This window comes from Hoylesella shahii, assembly GCF_937990675.1.
GTDB lineage: Bacteria > Bacteroidota > Bacteroidia > Bacteroidales > Bacteroidaceae > Prevotella > Prevotella shahii.
Map to the genome: position 1 here is coordinate 1 of NZ_CALKQY010000014.1, position 14,877 is coordinate 14,877.

At 42.6% G+C, this 14,877-nt stretch carries 9 protein-coding genes; 2 read left to right on the forward strand and 7 right to left on the reverse strand.

Annotated features, from left to right (window positions below):
• Positions 1–428 precede the first annotated feature (428 nt).
• From QME03_RS01700 to QME03_RS01720, 5 genes are all read right to left on the reverse strand, one after another.
• Positions 429–3,248: a thiol protease/hemagglutinin PrtT gene (locus QME03_RS01700; protein ID WP_281723270.1), complete on the reverse strand. Its 2,820-nt coding sequence runs from the start codon at positions 3,246–3,248 to the stop codon at positions 429–431.
• A 173-nt stretch (positions 3,249–3,421) separates the two neighbouring features.
• Positions 3,422–5,128 (reverse strand): thiol-activated cytolysin family protein, encoded by a 1,707-nt coding sequence (locus tag QME03_RS01705; RefSeq protein ID WP_281723271.1) that lies wholly within the window; start codon positions 5,126–5,128, stop codon positions 3,422–3,424.
• A 1,887-nt stretch (positions 5,129–7,015) separates the two neighbouring features.
• On the reverse strand, positions 7,016–8,053 hold the full coding sequence (gene galE / locus QME03_RS01710) for a UDP-glucose 4-epimerase GalE (RefSeq protein ID WP_281723272.1): 1,038 nt from the start codon (positions 8,051–8,053) through the stop codon (positions 7,016–7,018).
• A gap of 108 nt (positions 8,054–8,161) precedes the next feature.
• Positions 8,162–8,836, reverse strand: a complete 675-nt coding sequence (locus tag QME03_RS01715; protein WP_281723273.1) for a YggS family pyridoxal phosphate-dependent enzyme — start codon at positions 8,834–8,836, stop codon at positions 8,162–8,164.
• Positions 8,836–9,354: a DUF4494 domain-containing protein gene (locus tag QME03_RS01720; RefSeq protein ID WP_273261880.1), complete on the reverse strand. Its 519-nt coding sequence runs from the start codon at positions 9,352–9,354 to the stop codon at positions 8,836–8,838. Before QME03_RS01720 ends, QME03_RS01715 begins: the two co-directional genes overlap by 1 nt.
• A 155-nt stretch (positions 9,355–9,509) precedes the next feature.
• Here QME03_RS01720 and QME03_RS01725 point away from each other — a divergent pair, with 155 nt between their 5' ends.
• On the forward strand, positions 9,510–10,715 hold the full coding sequence (locus tag QME03_RS01725) for a pyridoxal phosphate-dependent aminotransferase (protein ID WP_281723274.1): 1,206 nt from the start codon (positions 9,510–9,512) through the stop codon (positions 10,713–10,715).
• A gap of 391 nt (positions 10,716–11,106) precedes the next feature.
• The gene (locus QME03_RS01730) at positions 11,107–12,354 is read left to right on the forward strand and encodes an ABC transporter permease (RefSeq protein ID WP_281723275.1); all 1,248 of its coding nucleotides are present in this window, start codon (positions 11,107–11,109) and stop codon (positions 12,352–12,354) included.
• Positions 12,355–12,398: 44 nt separating this feature from the next.
• Here QME03_RS01730 and QME03_RS01735 read toward each other — a convergent pair whose 3' ends face one another.
• Positions 12,399–13,325, reverse strand: coding sequence for a restriction endonuclease (locus tag QME03_RS01735; protein ID WP_281723276.1), 927 nt, complete (start codon positions 13,323–13,325; stop codon positions 12,399–12,401).
• 64 nt (positions 13,326–13,389) lie between these two features.
• Complete coding sequence (locus QME03_RS01740) at positions 13,390–14,676, reverse strand: hypothetical protein (protein ID WP_281723277.1); 1,287 nt, start codon at positions 14,674–14,676, stop codon at positions 13,390–13,392.
• Positions 14,677–14,877 lie beyond the last annotated feature (201 nt).

The window sequence follows — 14,877 nt, forward strand, 5'->3', positions numbered from 1 at the left end:
CTCGAACCGGGGACCTATTCATTACGAATGAATTGCTCTACCAACTGAGCCATATCGGCCTTTCCCTACTTATTGCATAAGGGCATTATCTCAAATGCGGTGCAAAGGTAGCAGTTTTTTCGATAAATACCAAATGTTTTCTTCATTTTTATTTCCGTTTGTGAATGCGTAAACCTCGTTTTACGGCTTTTGTTTGGTTAGCTCCCCATTGTTCATTCCATACACCTAATGTGCGATTTGCCTTAAAGCAAGCACCATGGTTTTGTTGTTTGGCGATAGCGACTGGCTATATCGCCCCAAACCAATGTTGACTTTTATCCCGATTTTCGGTCGATAAAATAACCTAAAATAAAAAAGGCAGACCCCTACAAAGATATGTTGTATAATCTTTATAGCAGTCTGCCTAGATTGGAGCAGTTATTTAGATATTACTTCTTAACAAACTTCAGCGTAGTTTTTCCCTTGCTGATGAGATATACCCCAGCGGGTAGATTGGTAACATCAATAACATTGTCGCCTGCTTTTACATCGTACTTGCAGATGAGGTTGCCCGAAACGCTAAACAAGTTTAACACGCCAGCCTCTTGAGCCGAAATGGTTATTTCGCTAGTTACAACATTCGCGTAAAGTGTAAGTTCGGCCTCGTTTGCTTTCACTTCACCAATACCTAATGTATTATCAATAGCATTTCCATCGGCCTTGTTTCCTACCGACTGGTACAGCTGACCAAATGCAGGGGCTGTTTTAAAGTCGAACGTTGGACCCATTGTCGGATTCTTGTCCCATTCACTCATGTCGGCGGGCAGGCTATAGCTTGCATATGTATAGAAGGGTACAGCATCTGTTGGATAGTACATCCAGTTAGTGCCACTCGTGCTATACATGATGTTCATGTAGTAGCGAGAATTGCGTAAGTAAGTCGTTGGCATCACAACATCAATGTATCCATAAGAATTAGGCTTCATAGAAACAGTGCGCTTGTCTTGCATATAGCTATTAATAGCTTTCGAACCATTTTGCATATCAGTTACATAGAAGCATACACGACCTTCAAAGCCCTTTGTGGTTTTCACATAGACGCGAGCAGTGAACTTGCCCGAACTTCTTGAAATATAAGCATTGTCTGTACCAAGATATGAACCACTTTGATAGAAGTAGATGGTTTGCAGCTTAACATCGTCTTTTGTTACCTTATTATTGTTGTTTTCTGGATTAATGGTTAGTTCTCCGATTTTCCAGGCTAGCGTGCCAGAGCTAGCTTTAACAGCTATTTCTTTGTTGTCTACAAAGTAGCCAATAATGAGGTTATATTTGCCCGTGTTGAGCGTCTTCAAGTTATCGTTGGTGTAGAATGAGAATGTAACGCGCTGACTTTTTTCCACTTTTGCATTGCCTTCGCAGATAACGGTGGCCGAACTCAAATTCGTAGACGTTATTGGTAGTGCATACAATCTAAGCTGTCCGTTGTACGATGCCTTACCTTCGTTGGCCAATGTAGCCACAATCTTGGCATTTTCTCCCTTTGTAATGTAGCTTATCACTTTTTGTACAGCCACTAGTTCAGGTTTCGCTGTGGTAACATCTGGGTCGGGTTCAGGGTTGGGTTTAGTTTTTCCAACGGTTACAGTTCCAGCGATGTCGTTGATGGGTTTATATCCCGAGCCATAGGCATAGTTAACCGATAAGTTGTATGTTCCTGGGTCTATATTGGCCAGATTAGCATAGAAGGTGATAGCCTTTTTGGCATCAGCACCAATAGAAGCAGTGGTTGTACCGATAATAGTAGCCTTGCTATCCGAGTTTTTGAAGATAGCTAAAGCAAGTCTGCCATAATAACTTTCCTCCGAATTAGAATTACCCACGGTGATGGTGATAGGCACCGAATTGCGCTGTTCCAAAGTGGTTTGTGCACATTTAGCGGCTATATACAGGCTAATTTCTGTTTCTTCGTCTGGATTGGGGTCGGGTTTTGGGTCGGGATTTGGGTTAGGGTCTGGCTCTGGGTCGAAGTCGCGATCGGGTTTCAGATAGCGAAGCATCTGTTGATTTGAGCTGTATCCACCAGCACCACCGCCGATGCCCTCTTGTCCTGGTCGAAGCACGTTGAGCAGATGCCATCCGTTAGACGAATAGTTCCATCCCCAGTCTACGTGAACATAACCGTTTGAGGCAAATCCGTCGAGCACAAAGCAGTGTCCGCCTCCATTAGAATAGCCCGCATATACCACGGGTCCGTAGTCGCGCATCTCGTCGTGAATTTCTTTGAGCCATGCATTGTCATAATAGTTGTCGCGCTCAAGAAATCTAACCGTGTTTTTATACCCAAAGTTTCTTGTTAGCACTCTTGGGGCCTTGTATACGAAAGCACCCGAGCCACCAGCTGCAGCAGGGTTATAATCCATTTCTACTGCATAACCGATGTCGCGCAGCAATCTGCCGATGTTGTCGGCTTGCACGTCTGTAACCCTTCTTCCTGTTAGTCTGTCACGACCTGCTCCGTCCACTCCGGCGGGCATTTGACTCCAATCGTAAGCTGCATTTTCAGAGCCGTTGCCATCGAAATTCAACGCCATGTATTTTCCTTTCCAATAATAGCTCACAGAGCCAGTTGCCTTACGTGGCCACTTATGCCAGCGAAGCACGGTGCAGATACCCGTTGCAACGCATCCCGAAACGGTGGGATAGCTGTTGCCGTTATAACGATAGTTAGGCGAATACTGGTTGAAGGGCCAGCTTTGTCCCCAGCTAATGGGTGTGGCTAGTTTCGTGGTTCTATCGGTAGCATATTCCAACAGTGGTTGGATTTCTATTTGATAGTTGCGTGCACGAGTGGTTGCAGCCATTTTATACTCGTTGGATGGGATGTCGGGTTGGTTTTCGATGGCCCACTTTATTTGGTTACGATATTCGTCGTACATCCATTTAATAGATGGATGGTTTTGAATATCTTGTTCGGTGAGTGTTCCTTTGTCCGAGAAAGCGAGAACTGTTTTCACACGATTATCTGCTGCAATCACCACATAGCCTTGCTCGTTCCCTCGATTAATGATGTAGAACAAGTTTTCTTCAGCCTGTCCGGCTCTAGTTATTGCCGACGCTTTATACGTCATCTTCAGTTGTGCTCTTGTTGCGCCTGCTCCGAAGAAGTTTTCAGCCAGTTTCAATGCCTGTGCTTGGTCGATAGGTCCTGCAAAAACCATCTGGCAAAGCAGCATCAGGAACGCTATCAGTGTAAATGACTTTTTCATTTTTGTATATTATATTAATCCCAAATCGTTCATTAGTGTGGGGTGTGGCTCTGAAAGGTTTTAAGCTTTCTACAATAACTAATCGCCTTTGTGTGTGTAGTCAATGGTACGACTATTTTTGGCTTTAGCTTGTGGCCAACCTCGTCTAATGAACGATTTGGGGGAGTAAGTTATTACTTAAAGAACTTAATATCCATAATCTCTACATAAGCATGAATCTTAATTTGCTTGTAGCTGCACTCAAGTTTCACAATGGGTGTTTCGCCTTTGAACATTGAGTAAACGCTACCAAATGTATGGTTGTATTCCGTGCGGTCGTAGTTATATTTGTAAATACCATTGTCGGTATGAAGGTCGGTAATGAAAGTCATCTTCATATGGTCAACGAAGTCTTCCAAGCTTTCTTCTCCATTTCTATCAAATTCAATGTTTACAATACCGCCTTTACCAATCTGGTGCATGGCTTCGTTCTTCTCGCGATAGTTAAAGTAGAACGGATTTTTTTGTGGGATGTTCAGCAGTTCGTACTCTTGTCCGTTAAGTGCGATGGCAACTTTACCCCAGATGTTGGCCTTCTTGTCGAGGTTGGGGAAGGGTCCTGTGTTCTTACCCGAGAAGCCCAGCACGCGCACTTGCATGCGAACCTTGTTGAATGTAGGAACGAAGTCGCGTTGCGTAACAGTAAACTCGTTGCTTGTTACTACGCGAGCCTGCGTGTTGTCAACAGCATAGCGAAGCGAGAAGCTGATGGGGTGCATCTGTTCCATGGGGATGTCTGCTGCGAGGAACTTTTGGAACGAGTCGATGTCGCCCTTTAAGATTTCTTGTTGGATGGTTTTACCGCCGCCTAATACGGTGATATGTACATCACTCTTTGCAAGCATCTTTCTGTAATTTACCGCTTGGTCAACCGAAACGTTAACGTCAACGCCCTTAATTTGGTTCAATGCAAATTCAATAGCCTCGTTAATGTTCTTTTCGTTCTCGTCGGTTTCGATAGACAAGTATATAATTCTACCATAGTTGATGTTAGAAATGTATACGGGTTGGTATTCGTCTAGCGCATCTTTATCAATAGATTCGAAGATAGTACCCTTCTTTGGTGCATCGGTCGAAACAGAGAAATGCTTTTGGATAAGGCGAGCTAAGATATGATTTTTCTTCTTGTTGAAGTTAAAACCTAGGTTCACCGAACCATTACCCACAGGAGTAGTTACTGCAACGCCCAGTTTAGTAACGAGTTCCTCTTGAGAGTTGATTTTCTCTACGCTCTCAATGGTTGTTACAGGCGATTCCTTCCAATCCATGTTGGCCCACTTATTCCATACGGCTTGGTATTCGCTCTTGCGGATGTTAGGGATGGTGGCCGATGTTTCGTTTGCTTGGGCGGGATTAGCAGGCGACAAACTGATAGAGAATGTCACATCACCCGTTTGGTGTGAAGTAATCATGGCGTAGGTTCCGTTTGAGATGGTACCGCCTTTAAGCACGCAACCAGGATAAATAATGTCGACGGTTGGGTCGAAAAGGAAGTTTTCATCAAACGTTTGCGTCATTTTGTAACGCCGTGTGGTTTTCACCCAGTTGCCTGGTATGCCATTCAGTACGCCCTCATTTTCTAGTACAGGAGCGTTTTCGTCTACTGGCACAGGTGTTCCATCATTTGGACTAACGGGTGCAGTTGCGCGTGTCATGTTTGGTGCTAATGGCAACGTGCGCAGAAAGTTTTGAATGTCTGCCTGTTTGTCCAATAATTTACTCTCGTTTTGTTGCTCTCCTTTTTGCTCAATTAATTGTTCATCTTGCGAACAAGAGCCCAATGTCATGGCGAATAATGCCACTGAAATTGGCAGAGCGGCCTTCAATAAATTTACTTTCATACTTACAAAAATTTAGGTTGTTTCTATTAAGTGATAGACTGCAGAAGCTGTAGTCTGAATGGTTATTATATTGCATTACAGCACTATACGATGAGTAGGGAAGTATTATTTGTTCACTTCATGTATTGCTTGCCTTATAAATGGTCTAATTCTCAAGGTTGGCATTTACTCAATCAACGGTCTACTTTTTAGCTTTCTATGCGTGCTGTGTTATTTCGAATCTCGAAGGCAAAGTTAGTCTTTTCTTTTTACATTGCAATAGCTTATAGTTCAAAAAAATGATAAAATGCTATCATATTAAACTTAATTTGCGCTTATTGTAACATTTAGGTTCGAAATATGGACTTTTTATAGTTTCGTGACAATTATTTTTGTGTTATTTAAGCCTGATAATGAATATATTAGCCGTTGTTTGGTGGTGTTTTGTTTCCCTGGTTTCAAATTGTTACTAAAGATTGTTTTATATTACTATCTTATAAATGTAATAAATCAAACAGTTTTATGCTTTTTATGACGAGTAATTGCTGTTTTTGTTTTCTATTATTTGCGTAAAATTAGGGTGTTGCTTTCTACTGCTTAATTGTTATCACGTTCCTTTTTTACGCTTTGTCGTATCCTCTGGGCTTATAATTTTTAAATGTCGGAGTTGTGTTTCTAGGTATGGGGTGGGGCAGATGAAGGGGGCGGGGGGGCTTTTTTTTGTGTGGAGCCTTCTGGTTTGATTGCTACACTCATGTTTCTGTTGGCTATTCGTACCAGGATACGTGCCAATTATTGTTTGTTGTTTTGTAAAATAAATATACTAAGTTTTAGCATCGTGGCTGCCTTCCCTACAAAAAATCTGGACGTTGGGTGAATATAAGCGCGTATTTTAAAAGTTTGTAATATGTTGATTTATTGAGGTTTATCAGTAAAGTTGCAAAAATATGCTTTTCTTTGGCGTTAATGAAGAGATTACGGCATGATTATGCGTTTTGCAAAACGTCTACAATTCGTTTTTGTGCCTAAAGGATAATCCTTTTATAATCAGTTGTTTATATGTTTCAAGGGCGCTTATGGAGTGTTGTTTGCTGCAAAAATAATGTGTTTTGCTACAAATAACCTTGCGTTTTTATGCTAAACGCAATGCGATCTGCTGCTAAATGCAAGATATTTTGCTGCTAAATGCAAGGTGTTTTGGTGCTAAATGCAAGGCAAATTACAAATTCCGACTGCATATTTTTTTTGTTGTTGATGCAAATTTGGCTTGATTTTTCTTCAAAGAGAAATGCAAAAACATAGTAAATAGCAAAAAATGGATCGAAAAACAAGTAAAAAGCCTTCGCGCTTTTTTTTGTTTTGGTGCGTTTTATATCGTTTTTTGGGTTCGTGTTCGTCTAGAATTGGGATGCGTAGGGCGTGGTTTTGTAAAATATAATTACTAGATTTACGTCTTATCTAGTTAGCCATCTGCAGAAATTTAAAGGCAGTATGATTTTAGAAGAGGGTATTTGGATAAAGGAAGCGACAAGAAGTAAACATCCAACTTAACTTGGATGTTATACCGCTTATCGCATGTTTTATATTGTTCTCAATGTTTCAAGTCAGTCTTTCGTTTGCTTGTTGTTATCTTCGCTGTATTACTCTTTTGGCGTTGTAGATTGTGCTTTCAAACATAATACAGGCAATGCGCTCAACCATACACAACATTTAAATGGTTCTAACAGCTGATTGGGGTTAAATGCAGTAGAACTCTGGCACAACACAAACACAAAGGCGTGCTTTGTAAACGCATCGTTAGTAGCAACAGAGGCATGGGCATAACCCAAACCACGAAATGTTGCCTAAGACACATTTACAAAACACGCCTTGTGCATTATTTAGTTCAGTGGAAAGCGGGCGAGCAGCTTACATTACGCCCTTCTCGCGCAGTTTCAATTGCCATTTCCAGGCCGTGCTTAGCGCCTCTTCCAGTTCAGATTCGGCTTTCCATCCAAGCACATTATTAGCCTTGTCGGGGTTAGCCCACACTTTTTCGATGTCGCCTTCACGACGAGCGGCATAGCTCCAATTCACCTTCACGCCAGTGGCTTTCTCAAATTTGTCAACCACTTCGTAAGTACTTACGCCACGACCAGTACCCACGTTAAAGTATTCAATTGGTTCTGTGTCCATGTCTAGCACCCTTTGCATGGCCTTAACGTGCGCTTTGGCCAAGTCAACCACGTAGATATAGTCGCGAATACATGTACCATCGGGCGTGTCGTAGTCGTTGCCGAAAATCTTCAGTTCGTTTCTAATGCCCATCGCTGTTTGTGTAACAAAGGGGATAAGATTATTGGGCACGCCGTTAGGAAGTTCTCCGATAAGAGCCGAAGGGTGTGCACCGATGGGATTGAAGTAGCGAAGAATAACGCTCTTGATGGGTGCGCCGCTGTGAATATAGTCGCGAATAATCTCCTCGTTAATTTGTTTGGTGTTGCCGTAAGGGCTGCAAGCCTCTTGGATGGGTGCGTCTTCGGTTACGGGAAGATGCTCTTTGGTGGGCTGACCGTACACCGTGCAGCTTGAAGAGAAGATGAAACCCTTTACGCCATATACAGGCATCAGTTCTAATAGGTTGAGCAACGACACCGTATTGTTGCGATAATAGAGCAAAGGTTTTTCAACACTCTCGCCCACAGCTTTAGAAGCAGCGAAGTGAATGATACCCTTGATGTCTTTATATTTGGCAAATACAGCCTCTAGCGCCTGCTTGTCGCAGCAGTCCACTTGTTCAAAAGCGGGGCGAATGCCCGTAATTTGTTCAATACCGTCAACCACTTCTGCGTTTGAGTTCGACAAGTTGTCTACAATAACCACATCGTATCCAGCTTGTTGCAGTTCAACTGTGGTGTGCGAACCAATAAATCCAGTTCCGCCAGTTACCAATATCGTTTGTTTCATATTTGTATGGGTGTGTTTGTTGTTTGTCTTTATTATCGTTGTTGCTTGTTGTAGTGAGTGGATGTAGCTGTTAACTGCAAGTGTAAGCAGAATTTAGGCGTCACAGCATTAATACTGTCTCTCGCCAAAGATGTTCGTGCCCACGCGTACCATAGTGCTTCCGCATTCGATGGCGATGGGATAATCGTGGCTCATGCCCCAGCTACGCTCTTTAAACGCCTCGTCTTGAGCAAAATAAAGGCTTTTAATCTCGTCGAAGAAGCGCCAAGCAGTAGTTAGTTCAGCGCGTATTTGCTCATCATTGTCAACATTCGAGGCCATAGTCATCAGTCCGCAGATGCGCACATTTTTCATATCTCTCCATTCGCCAGCTGCCAAGAGGTCTCTACACTCGTCGAGTGTGAGTCCAAATTTGGTATCTTCTTCGGCCACATGCAGTTCAAGTAGCACATCAATAACGCGTCCGCATTTTTCAGCTTGCTTGTTAATCTCGCGCAGTAGTTTTAAGCTGTCTACTGCTTCAATCATACTGATGTAGGGCGCAATAAACCTCACCTTATTTGTTTGCAGGTGTCCGATAAAGTGCCAAGCAATATCTTTTGGCAGTTGTTCGGCCTTTTTGCTAAGCTCTTGTTCTTTGCTTTCGCCAAAAACGCGTTGTCCTTCGTTGTAGGCCAGCATCAATTGCTCGTTGGGATGGTACTTACTAACAGCCACCAGTCTAACGTGTGGTGGCAAGCTTTGTGCCACGCGCTTAAGGTTTCCTGCCACATCGGTAGCCATTATTCTGCCTCCTTGGTGCTTTTGGGGTCTTCTTCGTATTCGGGTTTGTCGTTAGCGACAGTTTTACCCATTGTTGCCATGTGTTCGTAAACGTCCATAATGAGCGTTTCGGTAACGCTAGCAATGTCGTAGGTAATCATTGTGTTACCCATTACAGCGTCGATGTGCTTAACGGCTCCCTGCAAACTGGCGGCTTGCACAAGATAATTAACGTTCGACCTTTTTTCCTTTTCGGTTTTTTCGTCGAGCGTAATAAATTGCAATTTTGCCTTATACCATTTGTCGTCGTTATCGTTTTCGCTGAAAAACACCTCGTGATAAGGTGCGGGTTTGATGCCTGTGATTTTGAAATCTCCCGCAATAAATGCCGACATTTCTTCGATGATAGCGTTTTCGGCTTCGGTAAAGCTTAGTGCGTCTACCACATATTGTTCGGTGATGGGTTTCAACATGCCATCGTCCATGGTTTTGTCGTATCTGATTTTTGTTTCAAACCAGTCTGCAGTTCTTTGTCTCATGCTTGTGTTTTGCTTATTGATTTTGTTGGCAAAAGTAACAAATTAATCCGTAAGGCACAAAAAAAATGTGTCTTATTCAAATAAAATTACTATGCGTGCATTACTTTTCGGATTAAATTCGATAACTTTGCAAATCACCATAAAACTAAATAATTATGCCTGAAATATCTGTTCGTGGGTTGGAAATGCCAGAATCGCCCATTAGAAAACTAGCACCATTGGCCGTTGCCGCAAAGGCCAGAGGAATTAAAGTTTATCACTTGAATATCGGACAGCCCGACTTGCCTACGCCGCAAGTGGGTCTAGATGCCCTGAAACACATCGATCGCAAGGTTCTTGAATACTCTCCATCGCAAGGTTACCAGTCGTACCGAGAGAAACTCATCTCTTATTACAAGAAATATAACATAGACGTAAAGCCCGATGATATTATTGTGACTACTGGAGGCTCTGAAGCTGTGTTCTTTGCACTTATGGCTTGCTTGAATCCTGGCGACGAAATTATTATCCCCGAGCCAGGCTACGCCAACTACAAGGCTTTTGCGCTTTTGGCTGGTGCAACCATTCGTACCATCACTACAACGATTGACGAGGGGTTTGCGTTGCCCAAGGTAGAAAAGTTTGAAGAATTGATAAACGAACGCACAAAGGGTATATTGATATGTAACCCTAATAACCCAACGGGCTATCTTTACACCCGAAGCGAGATGGAACAGATACGCGACTTGGTGAAGAAATACGACCTCTATTTGTTTTCAGACGAGGTTTATCGCGAATATATCTACACCGATGCACCTTACACCAGTGCCTGCCACCTAGAAGGAATTGAGAATAATGTGGTGCTTATCGACTCTGTTTCGAAGCGTTATTCCGAATGTGGAGTGCGTATTGGTGCGTTCATCACGAAGAACGAAGAGTTGAGGGCAACGGTGATGAAATTCTGTCAGGCACGTTTGTCGCCTCCATTGTTGGGACAAATTGTGGCTGAGGCCTCGCTCGATGCACCTGAAGCTTATTTCCGCAGCGTGTACGATGAATATGTAGAGCGTCGCAAATGCCTTATTGATGGGCTAAACAGTATACCAGGGGTTTATTCGCCCATGCCTATGGGAGCCTTTTACACTGTGGCAAGGTTGCCTGTAGACGATTGCGAGAAGTTCTGTCGCTGGTGCTTAAACGAATTTAGCTACGAAGGCGAAACGGTAATGATGGCCCCTGCTTCTGGTTTTTATACCACTCCTGGCGCTGGATACAATCAAGTGCGCATTGCCTACGTACTGAAAAAAGAAGACTTGGAACGTGCGTTGGTGATATTGCGTAAGGCTCTCGAAGAATATCCTGGGCGCGTTGACGAAAAATGAAAAGACTTTTAAAGGTGAAAGAGTGAAAGGGTGAAAAGGTGAAAGAGTGAAAATGGCTTCGTTCGTCAACCCATTATTCTCAACTTGTTATTGATTAACTTGTCATTCATCAACTCATCATTCATCAATTCATCATTCATTATTACAGCAGTTCATTGGTTCATCGGTTCATCAGTTACTGTTCAACAACTCATGAACCCATGAACTCATGAACTGGTCAATTTATAAATTCAACAATTCATTAGTTTGTCAGTTCATCACCCCGTCATTCATCAACTCATCAACTCATCAATGCTTCAATACAACAACGCGTAAACTCATCAATTCCTCAATTTATAACTTCATCAATTTATAACATCTTCTATTTATAAACTCGTAAACTTAACAACTTGTGAATTTACCCTTCTTCCTCGCAAAGCGCATTTATACCAACAACGCCGATAAAAAACGTGTAGATATGCCCGCCATACGCATAGCAATTGCTGGCGTGGCTGTGGGTTTGGCCGTGATGTTGGTATCTGTGAGCGTTGTTTTTGGTTTCAAACACACCATCAGAAATAAGGTGGTGGGCTTTGGAAGTCATATTCAAGTGGCCAACTTTATGACCCTTCAGGCATCCGAACAATACCCCATACAGATGGGCGATTCCATGTTGAAGGTGCTGCGTGCCATCCCTGGCGTGAAACATGTGCAGCGTTTTGCCGTGAAGCAAGGCATACTTAAAACAGATAAAGACTTTCTGGGCGTGGCATTTAAGGGTATAGCGGCCGACTACGACACCACCTTTATACACCAAAACCTAGTGGCAGGCGCCATTCCACACTTCTCGGACACGGTAGGAAAACAACAAATGATGGTTTCGCAGGCCATTGCCGACCAGCTAAACCTTAAACTTGGCGATAAGGTTTTTGCTTATTTCATTGATAATACAGGTGTAAAGGCTAGGCGATTTACCATTGCTGCCATTTATCAAACCAATCTTTCGCAATTTGATAAGGTAACGTGTTTTATTGATTTGTATACGGCGGTGAAGCTAAATGCGTGGGAAACCGACCAAGCTAGTGGCGCAGAACTAACGGTTAACGATTTTAACCTGCTTAACCAAACGGCTGAACGCGTGGTGGAGAAGGTGAACCGCACCATCGATAGTTACGGCGAAACCTATTCTTCTCAAACCATTCAAGAGATGAATCCGCAGATTTTCTCGTGGCTCGACCTGCTCGACCTCAACGTTTGGATTATTTTGGGGCTTATGTTAGCCGTTGCTGGCGTTACCATGATTTCGGGTTTGCTCATCATTATTTTAGAACGAACGGCCATGATTGGCATCCTTAAGGCCATTGGCGCACGTAACACAACTATCCGTCGCACCTTTCTTTGGTTCGCGGTGTTCACCATTGGCAAGGGAATGCTCATTGGTAACCTCATCGGCTTGGGACTTATTGTCTTGCAACATTACACAGGACTGGTGAAACTAAACCCCGCCACCTACTACGTTAGCACTGTTCCAGTAGAGTTCAACCTTTTTGTATGGCTCTTACTCAATGTGGCCACGCTAGTTATCAGCGTGTTTGTGCTAATCGCACCTAGTTATTTGGTGTCGAAAATCAATCCCGCAGCTTCTATGAGATACGAATAAAGAAGGGTGAAAGGGCTTCACCCTTTCACCCTTTCACCCCTCGTTTACTCGTCAAGCATGGTGTCCCAATAGTCTCTATCTAGTTTCATAACCTTCAAAACTCTTTCTGTTTGTAGGCCAAGTCCACATTCATAAATATATTCAGTGAGTTGTTCACCATTAATTAAGATGATGATGGGCGACCCATTTAGGCTTTCAACATATTCGATGGCACCCTTTGTATAAGAGGATGTGGTGATAAATACACCCTTTTTAGAGGGCGTTCCGGCAACAGCGCCAACGAAAGCTTGCACCTCTTTGCGACTAACATGATTGTCTTCTGCATATCTTTTGGCTTGAATAGAGATATGGTTAAAGCCTAAAACATCTTCTTTAATAATGCCGTCGATGCCTCCATCATTAGACAGTTGGGTTACAACGCCTGCATTTTTAATTTCGCCCCCATAGCCCATAGCTTGCAAAAGGTCGACAACTAGTATTTCAAAAGCCTGTGATTTTTTGCTTAAGATGGTTGCTAGTAGGTCTGTTTTTATCGACTGCTTAATGTTTTCGAACGAGTTGTTCAGTGCTTCTTGAGGTGTTAACTCGGTGGCCTCAACAGGGTTTGTGGCATCCGTCGGTGTAGTTACATTCTCGGTAGTTGCTTTGGGCTTGTTTACCGCTTTATTTATAAAAGCGTTTATTTGTTCTTCGTTGCACGAAGCAATCATCTCTTTACCCATTTGGCTAATAACATATTCACCACGCTTAGGTTTTTCAATCAGTTTGGACATAAAGAGGTAGGATAAAGCCCAAGAAATGCGGTCCCTAAACACTTTCCCATTCCCCGAATCGTATATTGCATTTACCTCTTCGGGGGTAAGTTTAAAATGATTGGCTAGGGGAGTTTGCAAATCTTTGGTTTGCATAATGTTGCCATACCTTAATTCTTTGAGTATTTGAATGCGAATTTGTTGAAATGAGGGTATCACGTTGAAAGTTTTAAAAAATGGGGATTAAAAACATATTAAATTCAGCAGTAAAAGGCGAAGTGTGCTACTCTTTTAAACTGTGCACAACCATATTCCTAATATTGCGACCAGTTATTTGTTGTATTAGGCTTTCGTGTAAACATTCATCTGGCGCCCAAAAGTTCTTTATATTAATTCTACGTCCATTACGTAGATAATAGAAAGTATCTTCGTCAAAGCCCACAGCATCCTTCTTTTCTTCATAAAAAAGGGTAGAAAACTCGTACCAACTACCATCTATGCCCTTTACCTTAAAGTGGTCGCCTTTTCCTTCAGGCTTTAAACCACTGCGTAGACAAAAAGTTCTAAGCTGCGGTAGGGTGAAGTAGAGGCCACGTCCTGTTTCGCGGTAAGCAGAGTCGGCACAAACAACCAGCATATAGGGCTTCTCTCCTAAGTCGATAAGGTCGTAGTGTATGCTTTTCGTTGCAATAACCAGTCGTTTGTAAAGCGAGTCGCGTTCTTCTTTGTTAGTTGTTTCTTGCCATTGGGCTTTAAGTCTCAGCTGGTTTTCAGCCCATAGTTGAAACGTTTTATCGTTAACGCCATTGCCTTCGTCGGCCATACGTTGATGATATTTTATTAACTCGTTACACATGTCAATGCACAGTTCTTCCAGTTTGTCATGATAATAATAGTAGTGGTATCTCATATAAGGGCGTTTCGTTTCGTTTGGGTCGTCCTTCTCATCTTCTTTGTCGGATTCTGCTCCAGGCGAACGTTTGCCATATTCCAGTTTATAACATTCCCCTTGCAAGTACATGCGCAAGTAATATTGGTTCTCTTTAAGGTTGTTTTCTCTGCTGAGATAAAGTTCAAATGCTTCTATCAAGCGTTTTGCGCGCCAAATATCGTCCATTGTTTCTAGTGCTAAAGTGGCCGCCCCAAGCGAGAAGTCCCTAACAGGAAACGGTCTCCATATTCGCTGTGTGGCAGCATCCAACTGCTTTAACGGCCCTTGTTCAAATTCCTTTGCACAGCGTAGCGTAACCACTTTATCAAAGTCGGTTATAATACCTTTTCTCGTTTTCATCATAGGGAAGGGGTAACTACTAATATAGCAAGCCACTCTAAACGTGTCTTTAGGATAACCCGATAACGTAAAAGTCCAAATGCGTATGTCGTTTGTCCAGCCACGCTTAGTTGTTCTACTGGAGGAAAGAACAATATCTTGGTTGGGAAATTTTTCCTTAAGGTAGTCCATAACCTCGTCTTCAGATTTGAAACTGGGGAAACAGCTACTCACCACTAATGCTAATAATAGCATAAGCATAAATAATGGCGACTGAGTTATCGTTTTCTTTATTTTCATTGTTGGCAAAATATGGTATTGTTTTAATTGCTTGCGCACGGCCCAATTGCACCTGTAAGTTTAAGTCGTGAACCTTGATGTCTCGCGCTTTTAGGTGTGTGTCAAAGCAAAAGGTAAATTGTTATGTTTGCAAAATTAATAAAATATATGTGACTACGCAATTTTGTTGGAAGTCGTCGTTACTTTTTTATTCTTTCAACA